General features: G+C 61.4%; 20 protein-coding genes and 1 tRNA gene. 14 read left to right on the plus strand and 7 right to left on the minus strand.

Features of this window, described 5'->3' with window-relative positions; genetic code table 11:
* Positions 1-152 (plus strand): IS3 family transposase (locus tag C7I87_RS27975; RefSeq protein ID WP_149907267.1); only part of this gene is annotated, 152 nt, incomplete at its 5' end.
* A gap of 67 nt (positions 153-219) precedes the next feature.
* Here C7I87_RS27975 and gap read toward each other — a convergent pair.
* Positions 220-1,230 carry a type I glyceraldehyde-3-phosphate dehydrogenase gene (gene gap, locus C7I87_RS27980; protein WP_149907268.1) on the minus strand — a complete coding sequence of 337 codons (1,011 nt, stop codon included), beginning with the start codon at positions 1,228-1,230 and terminating at the stop codon, positions 220-222.
* 212 nt (positions 1,231-1,442) lie between these two features.
* The gene (tkt, locus tag C7I87_RS27985; protein WP_149907269.1) at positions 1,443-3,434 is read right to left on the minus strand and encodes a transketolase; all 1,992 of its coding nucleotides are present in this window, start codon (positions 3,432-3,434) and stop codon (positions 1,443-1,445) included.
* 260 nt (positions 3,435-3,694) lie between these two features.
* Here tkt and C7I87_RS27990 point away from each other — a divergent pair, with 260 nt between their 5' ends.
* From C7I87_RS27990 to C7I87_RS28005, 4 genes are all read left to right on the plus strand, one after another.
* Positions 3,695-3,967, plus strand: a complete 273-nt coding sequence (locus C7I87_RS27990) for a DUF4164 domain-containing protein (RefSeq protein WP_149907270.1) — start codon at positions 3,695-3,697, stop codon at positions 3,965-3,967.
* 11 nt (positions 3,968-3,978) lie between these two features.
* Positions 3,979-4,344 (plus strand): cell division protein ZapA, encoded by a 366-nt coding sequence (locus tag C7I87_RS27995; protein ID WP_140754571.1) that lies wholly within the window; start codon positions 3,979-3,981, stop codon positions 4,342-4,344.
* Between the two features lie 210 nt (positions 4,345-4,554).
* Positions 4,555-5,214, plus strand: a complete 660-nt coding sequence (locus C7I87_RS28000) for a peroxiredoxin (protein ID WP_140509714.1) — start codon at positions 4,555-4,557, stop codon at positions 5,212-5,214.
* Positions 5,215-5,359: 145 nt separating this feature from the next.
* The gene (locus C7I87_RS28005; protein ID WP_149907271.1) at positions 5,360-6,232 is read left to right on the plus strand and encodes an MBL fold metallo-hydrolase; all 873 of its coding nucleotides are present in this window, start codon (positions 5,360-5,362) and stop codon (positions 6,230-6,232) included.
* A gap of 84 nt (positions 6,233-6,316) precedes the next feature.
* Here C7I87_RS28005 and rpoH read toward each other — a convergent pair whose 3' ends face one another.
* Together rpoH and C7I87_RS28015 are read right to left on the minus strand one after the other, a co-directional pair.
* On the minus strand, positions 6,317-7,228 hold the full coding sequence (gene rpoH / locus C7I87_RS28010; protein WP_015315375.1) for an RNA polymerase sigma factor RpoH: 912 nt from the start codon (positions 7,226-7,228) through the stop codon (positions 6,317-6,319).
* A 190-nt stretch (positions 7,229-7,418) separates the two neighbouring features.
* Positions 7,419-8,489 carry an RluA family pseudouridine synthase gene (locus C7I87_RS28015; RefSeq protein ID WP_149907272.1) on the minus strand — a complete coding sequence of 357 codons (1,071 nt, stop codon included), beginning with the start codon at positions 8,487-8,489 and terminating at the stop codon, positions 7,419-7,421.
* Positions 8,490-8,514: 25 nt separating this feature from the next.
* On the opposite strand from C7I87_RS28015, the gene C7I87_RS28020 reads away from it, so the two are divergent.
* From C7I87_RS28020 to C7I87_RS28055, 8 genes are all read left to right on the plus strand, one after another.
* Positions 8,515-8,898: a fimbrial protein gene (locus C7I87_RS28020; RefSeq protein ID WP_149907273.1), complete on the plus strand. Its 384-nt coding sequence runs from the start codon at positions 8,515-8,517 to the stop codon at positions 8,896-8,898.
* Between the two features lie 36 nt (positions 8,899-8,934).
* Positions 8,935-9,342: a VOC family protein gene (locus C7I87_RS28025; RefSeq protein WP_149907274.1), complete on the plus strand. Its 408-nt coding sequence runs from the start codon at positions 8,935-8,937 to the stop codon at positions 9,340-9,342.
* A 90-nt stretch (positions 9,343-9,432) separates the two neighbouring features.
* Positions 9,433-9,507, plus strand: a tRNA-Glu gene (locus C7I87_RS28030).
* 352 nt (positions 9,508-9,859) lie between these two features.
* Positions 9,860-10,063 (plus strand): helix-turn-helix domain-containing protein, encoded by a 204-nt coding sequence (locus C7I87_RS36845; RefSeq protein ID WP_188394024.1) that lies wholly within the window; start codon positions 9,860-9,862, stop codon positions 10,061-10,063.
* A 77-nt stretch (positions 10,064-10,140) separates the two neighbouring features.
* Positions 10,141-10,506, plus strand: a complete 366-nt coding sequence (locus tag C7I87_RS28040; RefSeq protein WP_149907275.1) for a hypothetical protein — start codon at positions 10,141-10,143, stop codon at positions 10,504-10,506.
* A gap of 230 nt (positions 10,507-10,736) precedes the next feature.
* The gene (locus C7I87_RS28045) at positions 10,737-13,658 is read left to right on the plus strand and encodes a DUF3987 domain-containing protein (protein ID WP_188394025.1); all 2,922 of its coding nucleotides are present in this window, start codon (positions 10,737-10,739) and stop codon (positions 13,656-13,658) included.
* A 219-nt stretch (positions 13,659-13,877) separates the two neighbouring features.
* A complete protein-coding gene (locus C7I87_RS28050) occupies positions 13,878-14,447 on the plus strand; it encodes a hypothetical protein (RefSeq protein ID WP_149907277.1) in 570 nt (189 codons plus the stop codon).
* Positions 14,447-14,809, plus strand: coding sequence for a hypothetical protein (locus C7I87_RS28055; RefSeq protein ID WP_149907278.1), 363 nt, complete (start codon positions 14,447-14,449; stop codon positions 14,807-14,809). The genes C7I87_RS28050 and C7I87_RS28055 overlap by 1 nt, the downstream gene beginning before the upstream one ends.
* Here the strand turns inward: C7I87_RS28055 and C7I87_RS28060 are convergent.
* Together C7I87_RS28060 and C7I87_RS28065 are read right to left on the minus strand one after the other, a co-directional pair.
* On the minus strand, positions 14,806-15,063 hold the full coding sequence (locus C7I87_RS28060; RefSeq protein WP_149907279.1) for a hypothetical protein: 258 nt from the start codon (positions 15,061-15,063) through the stop codon (positions 14,806-14,808). The genes C7I87_RS28055 and C7I87_RS28060 overlap by 4 nt on opposite strands.
* Before the next feature lie 95 nt (positions 15,064-15,158).
* The gene (locus tag C7I87_RS28065) at positions 15,159-15,470 is read right to left on the minus strand and encodes a helix-turn-helix domain-containing protein (RefSeq protein ID WP_149907280.1); all 312 of its coding nucleotides are present in this window, start codon (positions 15,468-15,470) and stop codon (positions 15,159-15,161) included.
* Between the two features lie 367 nt (positions 15,471-15,837).
* Between C7I87_RS28065 and C7I87_RS28070 the strand changes: the two genes are divergently transcribed.
* A complete protein-coding gene (locus tag C7I87_RS28070; protein WP_140708003.1) occupies positions 15,838-16,047 on the plus strand; it encodes a hypothetical protein in 210 nt (69 codons plus the stop codon).
* Between the two features lie 82 nt (positions 16,048-16,129).
* Here C7I87_RS28070 and C7I87_RS28075 read toward each other — a convergent pair whose 3' ends face one another.
* Positions 16,130-16,705: a recombinase family protein gene (locus C7I87_RS28075; RefSeq protein ID WP_149907281.1), complete on the minus strand. Its 576-nt coding sequence runs from the start codon at positions 16,703-16,705 to the stop codon at positions 16,130-16,132.
* Between the last annotated feature and the right edge of the window lie 76 nt (positions 16,706-16,781).

A 16,781-nucleotide genomic window follows, 5' to 3' on the forward strand; every position in this document is an offset into this window, starting at 1 on the left:
TCCATCCGGAAAGGTTCGAAACTGTCCAAAGCCTCGATACGGCCATCAAGGGTTACATCGATTATTACAACCACCGCCGCATCAAACTGAAACTGAAAGGGCTGGCCCCCGTGCAATACAGGACCCAGCCCTTAAATCCACCAGCTCAATGAACCGTCCAACTTTACGGGGTCAGTTCAGAAGCCGGGCGTTTCAAGTGTCGAGAAGGCGGATCTTCGATCAGGCGATGGTCTTGCCGAAAGCGACAGCGGTGTCGCCCATACGGTTGGAGAAGCCCCATTCATTGTCGTACCACGACAGCACCGAAACGAAGTTGCCGTCCATCACCTTGGTCTGGTCGAGCGCCATGATCGAGGAGCGCGGATCGTGGTTGAAGTCGATCGACACGTTCGGGTGATGGGTGACGCCGAGGATACCCTTCAGCTTGCCGTTGGAGGCGGCGATGACCGCCTCGTTGATTTCCTGCACTGTGGTCGAACGCTTGGCGATGAACTTGAAGTCGACGACCGAGACATTCGGCGTCGGCACGCGGATCGAGATGCCGTCGAGCTTGCCCTTGAGGTCGGGCAGGACGAGGCCGATCGCCTTGGCGGCGCCGGTCGAGGTCGGGATCTGCGACAGGGCGGCGGCGCGGGCGCGGTAGAGATCCTTGTGCATGGTGTCCAGCGTCGGCTGGTCGCCAGTGTAGGAATGGATCGTCGTCATCATGCCCTTTTCGATGCCGACCGTCTCATGCAGGACGGCCGCAAGCGGCGCCAGGCAGTTGGTGGTACAGGACGCATTCGAGATGACGATATGATCCTTGGTCAGCTTGTCGTGGTTGATGCCGTAGACGACGGTCAAGTCAGCGCCGTCGGCGGGTGCCGAGACCAGCACGCGCTTGGCGCCGGCGGTCAGGTGCGCGGCGGCCTTGTCGCGGGCGGTGAAGATGCCGGTGCATTCGAGCGCGATGTCGACGCCGAGTTCCTTCCACGGCAACTGTGTCGGGTCCTTGATCGCGGTGACCTTGAACTTCTCCTTGCCGACGGTGATCTGGTCGCCGTCGACCGACACTTCATGCGGGAAGCGGCCGTGCACACTGTCGTATCGCAGCAGGTGGGCGTTGGTCTCGACCGGGCCGAGATCGTTGACGGCGACGACATCGATGTCCCTGCGGCCGGACTCATGGATGGCACGCAGGATGTTGCGGCCGATGCGGCCAAATCCGTTGATGGCAACTCTGACAGTCATTTTTCTCTCCCGGGGAGCTGGAGGGCAGACGATTGGTCCGCAGCTTCATAGCGGCGGACGGGCAAAGAATCCAGCCGCAGCGGGCTGCATTTAAATCGATTAGGTTGGGCCAGTCCGGCGAAACCGCTTTTAAAGCCACTTCGCCGGGGATTTTGTTTCGTGCATGTCGTTATCCCGAAACCGCGATACACTTTTGGGCGACATACCCGGGCTCACTTGCCGTGCAGACGGGCTTCCGCTGCCTTGGCGGCTGCATCGGCGGTGATGCCGAAATGCGGATAGAGCTGCTCGATGGTGCCCGAGGCGCCGAAGCCGGTCATGCCGATGAAGATGCCGTCGGAGCCGATGAACTGATCCCAGCCCTGGCGGATGCCGGCTTCGATCGCCATCTTGATCGGCGCGTTGCCAATCGTCTTCTTGCGGTAATCGTCGCTCTGCTTGTCGAACAGTTCGAAGCAAGGCACCGAGACAACGCGGGTTGGGTGACCATGCTTCTCCAGGAGGTCGCGGGCGCCGAGCGCAATCTCGACCTCGGAGCCGGTGGCGAAGATCGTCACCGCCGCCTCACCGCTGGCTGCGGCGAGCTCATAGGCGCCCTGGCTGCTCAAGTTCTTTTCGGTGAACTCGGTGCGAACGGTCGGCAGGTTCTGACGGGTCAGCGCCAGGGTCGACGGCGTTTTTTCGGATTCGAGCGCGATCTGCCAGCATTCGGCGGTTTCCACGGCATCGGCCGGACGGAACACATTGTGGTTGGGAATGGCGCGCAGGGCCGCCATGTGCTCGACCGGCTGGTGGGTCGGGCCGTCTTCGCCCAGACCAATGGAATCATGGGTCATGACGAAGATCGAGCGGATGCCCATCAGCGAGGCAAGCCGCATCGAGGGGCGGGCGTAATCGGAGAAGCACAGGAAGGTGCCGCCATAGGCGATGAGGCCGCCATGCAGCGTCAGGCCGTTGATGGCCGCGGCCATGCCATGCTCGCGGATGCCGTAATGGACATAGCGCTGGCCGTAATCGTCCGGCGTGATGTTCTTGGTCTGGCTGGTCTTGGTGTTGTTGGAGCCGGTCAGATCGGCTGAGCCGCCGATGGTTTCCGGCACCGCGCCGTTGATGACTTCCAGCGCCATTTCCGACGATTTGCGGGTGGCGACCTTCGGCTTGTCAGCCGTAAGCTTTTTCTTGTAGTCGGCGATGACGGCGTCGAAGTTCGCCGGCAGCTTGCCCGCGGTACGGCGCTCGAACTCGGCCTTCAGCTTCGGATCGGCCTTGGCGAGGCGGCCTTCCCAGTCGGTACGCGGCTTGGCGCCGGCCTTGCCGGCGGTGCGCCATGCGTCGAGGATGTCGGCCGGGATTTCGAAGGGCGGCGAGTCCCAGTTGAAGAACTTGCGCGCGCCGGCGATCTCGTCGGCGCCGAGCGGCGAGCCGTGCGCCTTGTTGGTGCCGGCCTTGGTCGGGGCGCCGAAGCCAATGGTCGTCTTGCAGGCGATCATCGTCGGCTTGTCGGAATGGCGGGCGGCTTCGATGGCATAGGCGATCGCTTCCGGATCGGTGCCGTCGATATGGCTGGCATTCCAGCCGGAGGCCTGGAAGCGGGCGACCTGATCGGTGTTGTCGGCGAGCGAGACCGGACCGTCGATCGAGATGTTGTTGTTGTCCCAGAAGACGATCAGCTTGTTGAGCTTGAGATGCCCGGCAAGCGCGATGGCTTCCTGGGAAACGCCTTCCATCAGACAGCCGTCACCGGCCAGCACGTATGTATAGTGGTCGACGAGGTCGTTGCCGAAGGCGGCGTTCATGATGCGCTCGCCCAGCGCGAAGCCGACCGAATTGGCGAGGCCCTGGCCGAGCGGGCCGGTCGTCGTCTCGATGCCGGTGGCATGGCCGTATTCGGGATGGCCCGCCGTTTTCGAACCCAGCTGGCGGAAGTGCTTGATCTGGTCGATGGTCATGTCTTCGTAGCCGGTCAGATGCAGCAACGAGTAGAGCAGCATCGAGCCATGGCCGGCCGACAGGATGAAGCGGTCGCGGTCGGCCCAGTGCGGGGCCTTGGGGTCGTATTTCAGAAAGCGGGTGAACAGCACCGTGGCGATGTCGGCGCAGCCCATGGGCAGGCCGGGATGGCCGGAATTCGCCTTTTCGACGGCGTCCATGGAGAGAAAGCGGATCGCATTGGCCATCCGGTCATGTTGTTCACGCGACGTCATGGTACCTCCAGGGTGGGGGTTTGGGGGCTTGGGAGAGCCCTTGAAAAGGGTGCGCGACACATAGCAGGCGCGGGCTTTTAGTCAACAAATCGGGTGCACATTTGCCGGTCTTGTGATGCCGGAGGCAGGTCTACTTTAGCGTTAGCGGGGGACAGTCGCGAGAGCTTTGTTGACGTTGCCTTCACCCGGTGCCTAATGTTTCCGGGATAACGCGTTCTGAACGCGAACGATTCGGTGATGGGCAGGGCAGGACGAAGGCCATGACCGGGGAAAGCACGCTCAAGGAAGTAATCGCCAGGCTGGGCAGGGCCATCGAAGGGCTGGAAAACGCCGTCGCGGCCAAGCTCGAGCATGAACGGGACTATTCGGAAGCCGAGGCCGAAGTGCAACGGATGAATGCCGATCGCTCCCGGCTGGCGCAGGAGCTCGACAATTCCGAAGCGCGCGCCGAACGGCTGGAAGATGCCAACAAGGAAGTATCGCGACGGCTGGTGACCGCGATGGAAACCATCCGCGCCGTGTTGGACAGATAGGAGCTGGCCCGATGGCACAGGTCACGGTTTCAATCGACGGCAAGCAGTACCGCATGGCCTGCGACGAGGGCCAGGAAGAGCATCTGATCGATCTCGCCGAACGCTTCGACCGTTATGTCTCGCATCTGAAGGATTCTTTTGGCGAGATCGGCGACCAGCGGCTGACCGTCATGGCTGGCATCATGGTCATGGACGAGCTTTCCGAGCTGCAGAAGCGCGTCAAGGGCATGGAGAGCGAAGTGCTGACCTTGCGCAAGACGCGCGACGAGGCGCTGACCAAGGCCGACAAGAGCGACAGCGTGCTGACCAACGCGCTCGGCGCCTTGGCGCAGCGCATGGAAGATCTGGCGACGTCACTGGCGATCAACAAGGCCTGAGGGGCCTCGCCGATCCTGGCGTTTGTCTCATGCCCGATGTCACGCTTAATTTTTCGCCCCGATCCGGGGGCGCGGAAAAATTTTTGCGCGTCGGGTGACTAGCCGTCATCTCCAGCGTTTAATCAGTCACGTAGCGGTGCTACGACTAGGTGCCTGCGCCGGCCGCCGAAAAGAATGCCGGCTGCATTTCACAAGGGGTAGGGATAGGTCATGAGTCTTCGTATCAACGATATCGCGCCGGACTTCACCGCCGAGACCACGCAAGGGACCATCAAATTCCATGACTGGATCGGCGACGGTTGGGCGATCCTGTTCAGCCATCCGAAGAACTTCACGCCGGTCTGCACGACCGAGCTTGGCACGATGGCGGGGCTCGAGGGCGAGTTCAAGAAGCGCAACGTCAAGATCATCGGCATTTCGGTCGACCCGGTCGAAAGCCACGGCAAATGGCAGGACGACATCAAGACCGCGACCGGCCATTCGGTGCATTACCCGCTGATCGGCGACAAGGACCTCAAGGTTGCCAAACTCTATGACATGCTGCCAGGCGGCGCCGGCGAAACCTCGGAAGGCCGCACACCCGCCGACAATGCCACCGTGCGCTCGGTCTACGTCATTGGACCGGACAAGAAGATCAAGCTGGTGCTGACCTACCCGATGACGACGGGGCGCAACTTCGACGAGATCCTGCGCGCGGTCGATTCCATGCAGCTTACCGCCAAGCACCAGGTGGCGACGCCGGCGAACTGGAAGCAGGGCGAGGACGTCATCATCACGGCTGCCGTTTCCAACGAGGATGCGATCAAGCGCTTCGGCGCCTACGAGACCATCCTGCCCTATCTCAGGAAGACCAAGCAGCCTTCCGCCTGAAGCCAGCGCGTCAGAACCGTTTTTGGCTTTTCCGCTTCCGCGAGCCAAGTCATGCTTGACTGGTCCGCGGGAGCGGACAACCATGCTCGCAATGAGTTCCGGTGGAGAAAATCCTTCCTGCCGGTCGTGGGTGAGGGAGCCGGAAGTGGATGTAGCTTTGGCAAGGCCTTCGGTCCGCGGCTTCTATGACAAGCCGACCGGGGCCATCCAGTATGTCGTCGCGGACCCGGCGACGAAGCGATGCGCCATCATCGATCCAATCCTGGATTTCGACGAGAAATCCGGCGCGACCGGCACGAGGAGCGCGGATGCCCTGCTCGATTTCGTCAGAGAAAACGGGCTGGAACTGGAGTGGATCCTCGACACCCACCCGCACGCCGACCATTTCTCGGCGGCGCATTACCTGAAACAGAAGATCGGAGCGCTGACGGCGATCGGCGACAGGGTCGTCGACGTCCAGGCACTTTGGAAGGTCATCTACAACTGGCCGGATTTTTCCGCCGACGGCACGCAGTGGGACAGGCTGTTCGCCGAGGGGGAGACGTTCCGGGTCGGAACCCTTCCGGTCAGGGTGCTGTTCTCACCCGGACATACGCTGGCGTCGATCACCTATGTGGTGGGGGATGCGGCCTTCGTGCATGATACGGTGTTCATGCCCGACAGCGGCACGGCGAGGACGGATTTCCCCGGCGGCAGCGCCGCGCGGCTCTGGCGCTCGATCCAGGACATCCTGGCGTTGCCCAACGAGACGCGCGTCTTCGTCGGCCATGATTATCAGGCCGGTGGCCGCGAGCCCCGGTGGGAAAGCACAGTGGCGATACAGAAATCCACCAACATCCATCTTGTCGCCGCACGCACAGAGGCTGAGTTCGTTGCTTTGCGCGAGGCGCGTGACAAGACATTGCCGATGCCACGGCTGATCCTGCATGCGCTGCAGGTCAACATGAATGGCGGGCGGCTGCCGGAACCGGAAGCCAATGGCCGGCGGTACCTCAAATTCCCGCTGGACGGGCTTTGAGGCAACCATGGCTCCGGCTGCTTGTGTACAAAAAAGCGGCGCCAGTTTCCCGGCGCCGCTTGTATCTCCTGACCGATCCCGGCTTTAAGCCGCCGGCTGTGCCTCGATGGTGCGCAGCGCCTGCATCTGGCGCTTGGCGGCGGCCTTGACGGCATCCTGCACCTTCTCGAAGGCGCGCACCTCGATCTGGCGAACACGCTCGCGGCTGATATCGAACTCGGCCGACAGCTCTTCCAGGGTGAGCGGCTCTTCCGCGAGGCGACGCGCCTCGAAGATGCGCCGCTCGCGATCGTTGAGCACGGCCAGAGCGCCCGACAGCATGCCGCGCCGATTTTCCAGCTCGTCCTGCTCGATCAGCATCTCTTCCTGGCTTTCGTGGTCATCGACCAGCCAGTCCTGCCATTCGCCGGACTCGCCTTCCGTCGCCCGGATCGGCGCGTTGAGCGACGCGTCGCCGGACAGGCGGCGATTCATCGACACCACCTCGGCCTCGGAAACGTTCAGCCGCGTGGCGATTTCGGCGATCTGGTCGGGCTTGAGGTCGCCGTCGTCCAGCGCCTGGATCTTGCCCTTCACCTTGCGGAGATTGAAGAACAGGCGCTTCTGGTTGGCGGTCGTGCCCATCTTGACCAGGCTCCACGAGCGCAGGATGTATTCCTGGATCGAGGCCTTGATCCACCACATGGCGTAGGTGGCGAGGCGGAAGCCCCGCTCGGGTTCGAATTTCTTGACGGCCTGCATCAGGCCGACATTGCCTTCCGAGATCACTTCGCCGATCGGCAGGCCGTAGCCGCGATAGCCCATGGCGATCTTGGCGACGAGCCTCAAGTGACTGGTGACGAGCTTGTGCGCGGCCGTGGTGTCTTCATGCTCGGCATAACGCTTGGCGAGCATGTACTCTTCCTGCGGCTGAAGCATGGGAAAGCGGCGGATTTCTTCCAGGTAGCGGCTGAGGCCGCCTTCGCCGGAAACGATACTGGGTAATGACTGGGCCATGATAGCGCCCCCTCTCTATTGGAGTGATGCCCCCGAAACGCGGCGGGCATGTGACGCGAGCACCAAAAGGCTCGCCCGCGACAACAGATCTTATACAGGAACAAAACCAGAAAAGACAGGCATTTGTTCAACACGAAACAGTGTGTCACGTTGAAGTGAACAATGCCACTCAGGTTTTTTGATGGCAGGTTCAGAGTTTGCGAAAGCCACCGACGAGTTCCTCCACGTCCCTTGGTATCGGCGCCTCGAACCTCATCGTTAGATGGGTAGTGGGATGCCGAAATGCAAGGAGCCAGGCATGCAAGGCTTGCCGGGAAAATGCCTTGACCTGACTTTTCAGGGGCTCCGGCAGTCGATTGGCCTTGGTGCGGAAGGCCTGGCCGTAGTCCGGGTCGCCAATGACGGGATGGCCGATATGGGCCATGTGGACGCGGATCTGGTGGGTGCGGCCGGTCTCCAGCCGGCATTCGACGAGGCTTGCGGTGGCGAATTCCCGCTGGTCCTCGCCGAAACGCTCCTGAACGGCAAAGCGGGTGACGGCGTGGCGTGCGTCGTCGCGGCCTTCCGGCACGACAGCGCGGCGCACCCGGTCGGCGGCGCGGCCAAGCGGCGCATCGACCGTTCCAGTCGGCCTCTGCGGTATGCCCCAGACCAGCGCCAGGTAGGCGCGTTCGAGGTCGCCCGTCAGGCCGTGGTCGGCGAAGGCCTCCGACAGCGCCTTGTGGGCGCGATCGGTCTTGGCGACCACCATGACGCCGCTGGTCTCCTTGTCGAGGCGGTGGACGATGCCCGGCCGGCGCACCCCGCCAATGCCAGACAGGCTGTCGCCGCAATGATGAATCAGCGCATTGACCAGCGTGCCGGTCCAGTTGCCGGCGCCGGGGTGCACGACAAGCCCCGCCGGCTTGTTGACGACGATCAACTCATCGTCTTCGTAGAGCACGTCGAGCGCTATGTCCTCGCCCAGCGGCTGCGCCGGTTCCGGTTCCGGCATGGTGACGGATACACTCTCGCCGGCAGCCATCTTGCGCTTGGTTTCTTCGATGACCTTGTCGCCGATGCGCACAGCGCCCTGTCTGATCAGCATCTGCACGCGGCTGCGCGACATGTCTGGACCAAGACTGGCGGCCAGCCACTGGTCAAGGCGCTGGCCGGCAGCATCCGCGCTCACGACCAGCACCGTCGGCTCGGCCCCTGTGAATCGGTCCTCCATCAATTGGTCCTCTATTAATTCAGGAGCCTCTTCGTTATGAGCGCTCATCGAAAACCGTTCCGGAATATCTGCCATGGCCCGGCCCGATGCCGACGAAGACCAGGAAAAGCCACTCGACCCAGAAATTGCCAAGGTGCGGGGCAAGCTTATCCGCTTCATGGCCATCAATCTGGGCCTGCTTTTGCTGGCCCTTATGGTTGTGATCGCAGCGATTGTCTACAAATCACGCAAGGCAACACCGGATAGCCCGCCGCTGGCCGGTGACATCCAGGTGCCCGCCGGCGAACCGCTCAGCGGCGACATCGTGCTGCCGGTCGGTTCCAGTGTGGTCAGCCAGTCGATATCCGGCAATCGCGTCTCGATCGATGCCGAGCTTTCCGACGGCAGCCGTGCGATCTTCGTATATGATATAGCAGAGCGCCGCTTGATCGGCCGTTTTGCAATCCGCAACAAATAGGCAGGCAACAATGCAGCAAACGAGCTTGCCGCGGACATGACGGAATTCGCCGAACATCGCCGTGTCGCGACCGTGACGCTGGTCGTCGCCGACTATGACGAAGCGATCGCCTGGTATGTCGGGCGGCTGGGCTTCCTGTTGCTCGAGGATGTCGATCTCGGCGGCGGCAAGCGCTGGGTGATCGTCGCGCCGGCAAACGGGCAGGGCGCCAGGCTGCTGCTTGCCGGGGCGTCCGACGAGGCGCAGAGGAAAAGCATCGGCAACCAGACCGGGGGCCGCGTCTTCCTGTTCCTCGAAACCGACGACTTTGCCCGCGACCATGCCGCAATGCTGGACAATGGCGTCGAATTCCGCGAGGCGCCGCGTTTCGAACCCTACGGCATCGTGGCCGTTTTCGCCGATCTCCATGGCAATCTGTGGGACCTGATCCAGCCAAAACGCTAGCTTGCGGGCTGTTTTTCGGTCGGTGCCGCAAAGCCAACGAACCCCAGTTGCTTTTTTCCGGCCGCCAGCCTATATCGCCGGTTCTTGAACGCGCCCATCGTCTAGCGGTCAGGACACCGCCCTCTCACGGCGGGAACAGGGGTTCGATTCCCCTTGGGCGTACCAACGATTTCAAGCACTTAGCAATATCCGGCCAGTTTCGTTGCAGGTTTCGTTGAATCGGACCGGCAGTCTTGCTTCGCTCTGCAGGCTGTGGACCCGCCAGGCGCACTGCTCGACCGGCCCCCAGCCGGAATGCTGAGGGGAAGCGAAAAATATTTTCGTCAACCGCGCGTCAAACGGATTACACGGCCAGTTCATTGATAAATAACGCAAATTTGCTCTTGTGCATTTTTCTGTATGTCGATGTAAGTATATCTATTTTCTCCGACATACAAAATCGGGTGTGTTGAAAGTAAAAACTGTTGTTGTATAGTGACGGCCATCTAATGTTATTGACGGATTGGAGGCATCACCAGTGCACAAGAGGAAGCCGAGCGCATCTACCGCACAGTCTGCGGCCCTTACAGTCGACGAGACGGCGGATTACCTGCGGGTCTGCCGCTCCACGGTTTATAAGCTTTTCAAGGATGGCGACATCGTGCCCGCGAAGGTTCGCGGACGGACCTTGGTGCGTCGTGTCGACGCCGACGCCTTTCTCGACCGCTGCGTGGGCGCCTGATGCGTTCTGGGCGGGAGAAGCATCAGCCCAATCACAGGCGTTCAGCAAACGCTGGCGCTGCTATGAGCGCGCCTCTGATGGCGCAGATGCGTCCGATGACGATTGCCGAGATGCAGCCGGGTCAGATTTACGAGCCGGGGTGGTTCGTTATCACGCTGGAGACGTTGCCGGTCTTCGCGAACGGAACCGCGTCGCAGGCCTTCCAAACAGAACTGTGGCTACCGCCAGCATATCGCGAGAGCACGCCTGATAATCTCAAAATTGCAATTGGGCTGCTGAAAGAGCTCTGCCCGCGGTCAAGGCGCATGATCGACGATATGGCTGCATTAGCTCGAGATCCCAGATCACGGGCCGAAGCCGACAGAATCGGCATCGAGGAGCGAGAGTACTCGGCTGCAGAAGCCGGCGAAATCCTCAAACGCCCAGGCACCGCGCCACGTTAGCGAAAGCTGAAGGCCCGCACCGGACACAGACGACCAATCGACCTTGGGGAATCAAAAACAGAAGCGCCGGCCGCGTGCTGAAACACGCGAGCCGGCGAGAAGGTCGACTAATGGATACTGGTAATATAATACCACAAGTCTGCGCTGGCAAGCCTGAATGGACCGTCGTGCGCGACGGGGCGCGGGCCTCCAGCGATTTAGATCAGCTTGTCAGGGCAGGATATTCGTCGATGCTGCGGCCCGCCGCACCACCCGGCGTAACTTGTTCGCTTTGGGACCGGAGCAAAGGAGCACTGGTTGACCGTGTGAGCGACGGAAAAGTCCCGTCGAAGCTCAAGAGCGGGCAATGGGTCGGCTTCAAGGGCTGGCGCAAGGCCGAAGTCACACCGGCCGACATAAACGAGTGGAGTCGATGGCCAGCGCCTGTCAACTGGTGCGTCGTCACCGGGGTTGTGGCTGCCCTCGACGTCGACATCAAGATCGGGGTCTCGGAGACGTCACCGGAGGCCGATCGCGGTCGAGCTCTGGTTGATGCCGTGAAGGCACTCGCGGCAGAGGCTCTGGACCTTCCAGTCGGGCGTCTTCCTCTGCGATGGCGCGACAACTCGACCAGTTGTATGATCATGCTGAAGCTGTCGGCGCCGCTTGGCAAACGGCGCCTGCACTTGGTCGACGACGTGACCGGCCGAGAACACGCGGTTGAGTTCTTGGCCCAAGGCCAGCAGATCGTCGTTGCCGGCACCCACGCATCCGGTGCGCGCGTTCAGTCATCGCTATCAAATATTGCGCTCGAGGCGTTGCCCGTGCTGGAGAGCGCCAAGCTCGACGCGCTCATCCCGGCCATCGTCGAGACGGCGAAGTCGTTGGGCTTTCATCTCGCATCGTCGAAGACCAGCGGGGGCAAAGACACTAAGCCTCCGTACTCGCCAGCCGCAGCGGTGTTGCGTGCCGTGATGGCGCGGCGAGCCGAATGGGTGCCATCCGTCGTTCCATGCACACCGACCAACGATCGGGAATGGCGCATCACTTCGGCGGATCTCGATCGCGATCTCGATGAAGACCTAGCCATCTTCCCGGATGGCATCCACGACTATGGAGCCGAGCGCACGCACACCCCGACGTCATTCATTTGCGAGTTCGGTTCGATCGACGACGCGAGCGAAATCAGTTTCGGGCGCGCACCCGTCTATGGGCCGGGCGAAGGGCAGTCTTACGCAGTTGTCGGAGAACCTGATTCATCGGTCCGTCGTCCTACTGAAGCCCAAGCGTTGACGTGGCTCTGCCGGACACTGGCCGGCCCGCAATTTCCGGCCTTCGCGGCCGGCGCGACTTGGTCGTCGTCGCTACCGGAAATCGCGCGCGCCGTCGGGCTTTCTTGGCCAGCGCTGGAAGCGACACGGTTTTTTGAATTTGCCGTAGGCGATGAGCCAGCAACGTGGCAGGCCGATAAGCTGGCCGAGAAGGCCGACACATTGGCCGCATTGCAGGCTATCGACCCGAACGCCTTCGATCGTCTCGAATTCGCCAACGAGATGCAATCCGCGCCGGTGGATCTGCAAAAGATCGTCGATGAGCGCAGGGCCGCCGTGGCGGCGTCGCTCCCCGACCCAGCCGCTGCCGCCGATCACGCTGATGAGGCAGAACCTGTTGACATCTTCGCGCAGGACGACCCCGCCGAGCTATCCACGCTACCATCAGATTGCCTGCCCCCGATGCTCCACCGGTGGGTCCGAAGCGAGGCCCGGCGCAAAGGCGCGCCGGAGAGCTTCGCCGCATTGGCGGCGGTTGCCGTTGCGTCGACGGCCGTGGGCGCCTCCTTGCGGATCCAACCCAAGGCGCTCGACACCGATTTTGTCCAGCCGGCGGCTTTGTGGGCTGCAATCGTCGCGGAGCCAGGGCGGGGCAAGTCTCCAGTGATCAGCGCCGCGGAGAAGCCGTTGAGGGATCTCGACGCCGAATGGTACGCGGCGGGCAAGGGCCGACACGATCGTTGGTCGGCCGCTTCGCAGGCTCACAAGAAACGGCCCAAGGAAAATCCAGATCCCGGACCGGAACCCATCATCCGCCGCATTGTCGTGGACGACATAACTCTTGAGCAGCAAGTGCGCCTCCACGCTCAAAATCCACGCGGGCTGATGCGCTCGCCTGACGAGTTGCTTGGCTTCTTCGGATCGCTTGGCCAGTACAAGAAGGGCGCCGAAGGCGATCGGAGCCAGGCGCTGCGCCTGTTCGAAGGGCGCCCCATTGCGGTGGACAGAGTCGGCAGCGGTTCAGTGCGGGCCGATCAGGCTCTGATGGGCGTGATAGCCGGAACGCAGCCGCAGAAGCTGGCGGAGATCGCGCGCAATCTAGGTGCCGACGGCATGCTGCAGCGGTTCCTTTTCGTCGTTGACGACGGGGCGGAGCGGCAGGCCGTCGATGAAGAACCGGACGCGAAAGCAGTCGCCTCATACCGCCGAGCAATCCGCCGATTGGCGGGAGCACAGTTCCTGCAGACTGCCCCCGTGAAGATGGTCCCCGACGCCCAGATTGAGTTTCGCGACGCATTAGCGGCGATCTCTCGCCTTAGGAGCATTCCGGGCGGTTCGGTCGCTTGGCGGGGCCATCTTGATAAGTGGGGGCTTTTCCTCCCGCGCATCGTCCTCACTTTTCATGCGTTGGAATATGGGTTTGCGCTGGAAGACACCGATTTCTGGCCAAGCATCGGCGTCGCTACGGTTCGGCGTGCCGTCAACTTTGCAAGGTTCCTGCTACGCCACGCCCTCCGTCTCTATCAGACGTTCTTTGCTCCTGACCCGGCGGCGACGGAGGCGAGAGCGGTTGCTGGCTATCTGTTGACCCGGCCAGACCTGGAGTTCGTGACGCCGCGAACTATCTCCGACGCGCGCAAGGATTTGCGGACGGATCGCCGAAAGTTGTTGGCGGCGATGGCCGAGCTTGAAGAAGCCGGGTGGTGTCGCGTCGATGAACGTTCAGGTGAGGGGCCGGTGCGATGGCACGTCAATCCAAAGGTCCACATTCGGTTTCAGACTCAGGCAGCGAGAGAAACCCAGGAGCGTTCCCGCAAGAGGCAAGCAATCGCGGAAGCCGGAGAGGCGCGGAAGTGGGTCAATTCAGACAAATTGTCCGAAGGAGGCGACGGTGAAGGTTGAAAGCGCGGCAAACGCGGCTTGCGTACGCGAAGAGATAGTTTGCGTTACGCTCTATTTTTACCAATCCCATCATCTGGCTTTGGGAATGTATCTCACACGCGCACAAGCCGCGTTTGCCGCAGTCCGGCGGGATGGACAATCTGTCGGTAGCGCGAGGGTCGACCGCTTTGGTGCGGCCGGTTTTGCGATACCTCAGCAATACGTAACCGGAAACTTGCCGTGAGCCGCGCCGGGGCGAACACGCCGGGCGGCTGGCGCGGCAGTGCGGCGCAGATCGCGGTCGGCCGCGCGTCAATCATCAAATGGAATCGCACCCGTCATCTTCAACCAAAGTGCGGCGCAGCCCGAAAGCGCGACGGCGAGCCCTGCCAGAATCTCGCGATGGCAAACGGGCGGTGCCCTCGCCACGGCGGGAAGACAGGCAAGGGCAACAATTGGCATAGGCCGGTCTGGCCTGACGGCAACGCACCTGGGGCTGAAGCGAAGCTGAACCGCAAACTGAACGACCTTCAGCGCGCCGCGGCGAAACGCGCAAAGCGTGCCGCGGCCATGTCGCCGGAAGAGCGCGCCGCTCACGAGAAGTGGCAGAAGACACACAAGCCCGGCTCGGCCGCTGCTCGAGCTCGGTCACGTCGAGAGCGTCAGGAGGGAGTTGCTGTCCGCGAGATGATCGAGTCGCGGCCGAAGCCGGTCCCAAATGCAGAGGCGATTGAACTCGACAGGATCATCGCCGATCGGAAAGCAGAGCTAGAACGCTTGCGCGAAGCTGAAAAAGGAGCCTTTGGGTGATGGGCACGGAAAAACAATATGAAACGCCGGAAGCGCTCTTTGAACGGGTATCTCTTCGCCTCCGAACGGTGGGGCTGGAGAGCGCCGTCGAAGCGCTGATCAATGTTTGCGTTGACAAGGGATCGCCGCCGCCCGCCAAGGCAACCGCCGGCGTCGCGCTTTTGCGGGCGAACGGAATGCTGGTTGATAAGGCAGGCAGTGGAAAGAAGGTGAAAGACCCGAGCGAAATGACCGGCGACGAACTGCAGGACGCGATCGATCGGTTGAAGCGCGATGCTCGAGCCGCTTCGGCGCTTCCAACACAAGGCAGCGTACAAGCACCCGAGAAGATTGAGCGCGGGGCGCCTTGCGCTTTCGATTAGGCGGTATCCGGGTCAATCTCTTCCAGGCCCTGTTTGCGCCGGTACGCATTGAAGGATGCGAGGCCTAGCGAAGAGGGCAACTGCATGTGCAGCACCTGGAGTTCTGACGAAAAACGGCGGCCTCCCCCGTTGGGGACTGGCACGCTCCAATTTTCTACAAAGTCCGCCCCCGGCTTGCCAGCATGCTCCGCTTTGAAGTTTCGACACCATGTGTGCCATTCCGCTAACTCGTCCAGAGAGATGACGACCTGCATCAATATCATCGGGACGTCAGCTTCCGGGACCCGATGCGGAGACGACCATCGTGTGGCGCCAAGCTGGTCAAGCGCATATTTATCGTGGGGCACAGCTATTTTCCCTTCGCCTTTCGCTGTTTGTCGAACTGGAAATTTTGGCGTGCCCAAAAAATGCGCTTTGCGAGTACGGCAGGATCCTCGAGCGCTGGCTTCGCACTCTTTTCCGGCTTCGTGGCGATCGGTTTCGCCTGGCGCTTTATGCCTTCCAGGTATTTTTCCAGATCGGCTTCCTCGATCAGCACGGGCCGGCCGGGGAGGTAGGCCAGTTGCCCGGTGAACCGCAGCCGCTTCACCTTCGCTACTGAGCAGCGCAGTCGCTCGGCGACCTCTTCCTGGGTCAGGAGTGTGGAGGCATCAGTCTTCATTGTTCAGCCTTTCGGCGCCCATGACGAGTAAAGTGTGTTGCGTGGCTCGCGGTTTGTCAAGATGTAGTCTAAGTATCAATTTGCCGTTGATTGTATGTTGATTGTATGTTGAGAAATATACATTGATCAACACGAGAATGCGTGAATTATTTTCCTAATTAACCTTGATTATAGTTTCGGGTTGCGCTTTATTGTGTATGGGTTTAGCGACCCACGCACGCGGTTGGGAAGCATCCGACAGGCTTCAACCCGCTGATAGTTTGGTCCAGGGGCCGCGCGGCATGTCCAAGGCATCGCCTAAAACCGCGCGGAACCGTCGTGCGGTTCGCTAACCCCTGGATTCAACCCTTTAGCGAGGTAATGCACCGTGACGAACGTAATCTCCTTCACCACCAAACAGCCGATCATCAGCGACGAAGCATCGTTCGAAATTCTCGAATGGGATGATCCCGTCATGCGCAATTACACCCGTGAGATAGGCCGCGTGACAGTCGACGGCCTCGTACCGATCGCATTGGCCGAACGGATGAGAGCGATGTGCGACGAATGGAATGAGGGTCGGCACGCGGCCGGCTAAAAGCGAGCTTCACGAAATCGCACAATCCGAAGAAAAGGGCGCCAACGCGGCGCCCTTTTTCGTTTGTCCTCGCTACGGGCTTTCAGGTTTTGCCGGCAGTGGCGGCGGCCAAGATCTTCTGCACGGTGGCCTTGCTAAAGCCCACCTGAGCAGCAACCTTTCGGATGCTCATCCCGCCAGCGTTCAGCTTTGCGATCTCGGCTTTGACGTCGGACGTCACCATAGCGGGACGTCCGCCCGTCCTGCCTTCAGCCTTTGCCCTCGCGATGCCTTCCAATTGCCGCTCTTTGCGCAGCGCCGTCTCAAATTCTGCAATGCTGGCGAGGATGCCGAACACTAGCTTTCCCGTTCGCGTGGTTGTATCAAGCGAAGCGTCGTCCAACACCCTGAACCCGACGCCCTTGGCATTCAGCCCTTCGACGATCTCGTGGAGGTGCCCCGCCGATCTCGCCAGCCGGTCTAGCTTGGTCACTACCAGCGTATCTCCCTCGCGGACGTAATCCAGGCACTTCGCCAATTCGGGCCGCTCACGATCTAGACCGGACTGCCTCTCATTGAACACCTTGGTGGCGCCGGCGGCCTTCAGCCGCTCGACCTGGGTGTCATAATCCTGCCCTGTCGAGCTCACCCGCGCATATCCAATCACCTTGCCGTCCACTTCCGTACCCTTTCGTCTTTAACTATCGTGTCCAAACCATTAGTGTACGCGAAGTGTACAGTCAACGGCCCGGTGT

Source organism: Mesorhizobium sp. SARCC-RB16n (assembly GCF_008520305.1).
In the GTDB taxonomy this organism is placed as follows: Bacteria; Pseudomonadota; Alphaproteobacteria; order Rhizobiales; family Rhizobiaceae; genus Mesorhizobium.

Excerpts from the sequence above, each read along its gene's own strand:
- gap (WP_149907268.1), bottom strand. The coding sequence starts at position 1,230 with ATGACTGTCAGAGTTGCCATCAACGGATTTGGCCGCATCGGCCGCAAC.
- tkt (WP_149907269.1), bottom strand. The coding sequence starts at position 3,434 with ATGACGTCGCGTGAACAACATGACCGGATGGCCAATGCGATCCGCTTT.
- C7I87_RS27990 (WP_149907270.1), top strand. The coding sequence starts at position 3,695 with ATGACCGGGGAAAGCACGCTCAAGGAAGTAATCGCCAGGCTGGGCAGG.
- C7I87_RS27995 (WP_140754571.1), top strand. The coding sequence starts at position 3,979 with ATGGCACAGGTCACGGTTTCAATCGACGGCAAGCAGTACCGCATGGCC.
- C7I87_RS28000 (WP_140509714.1), top strand. The coding sequence starts at position 4,555 with ATGAGTCTTCGTATCAACGATATCGCGCCGGACTTCACCGCCGAGACC.
- rpoH (WP_015315375.1), bottom strand. The coding sequence starts at position 7,228 with ATGGCCCAGTCATTACCCAGTATCGTTTCCGGCGAAGGCGGCCTCAGC.
- C7I87_RS28015 (WP_149907272.1), bottom strand. The coding sequence starts at position 8,489 with ATGAGCGCTCATAACGAAGAGGCTCCTGAATTAATAGAGGACCAATTG.
- C7I87_RS28020 (WP_149907273.1), top strand. The coding sequence starts at position 8,515 with ATGGCCCGGCCCGATGCCGACGAAGACCAGGAAAAGCCACTCGACCCA.
- C7I87_RS28025 (WP_149907274.1), top strand. The coding sequence starts at position 8,935 with ATGACGGAATTCGCCGAACATCGCCGTGTCGCGACCGTGACGCTGGTC.
- C7I87_RS28040 (WP_149907275.1), top strand. The coding sequence starts at position 10,141 with ATGGCGCAGATGCGTCCGATGACGATTGCCGAGATGCAGCCGGGTCAG.
- C7I87_RS28045 (WP_188394025.1), top strand. The coding sequence starts at position 10,737 with ATGCTGCGGCCCGCCGCACCACCCGGCGTAACTTGTTCGCTTTGGGAC.
- C7I87_RS28055 (WP_149907278.1), top strand. The coding sequence starts at position 14,447 with ATGGGCACGGAAAAACAATATGAAACGCCGGAAGCGCTCTTTGAACGG.
- C7I87_RS28060 (WP_149907279.1), bottom strand. The coding sequence starts at position 15,063 with ATGCAGGTCGTCATCTCTCTGGACGAGTTAGCGGAATGGCACACATGG.
- C7I87_RS28065 (WP_149907280.1), bottom strand. The coding sequence starts at position 15,470 with ATGAAGACTGATGCCTCCACACTCCTGACCCAGGAAGAGGTCGCCGAG.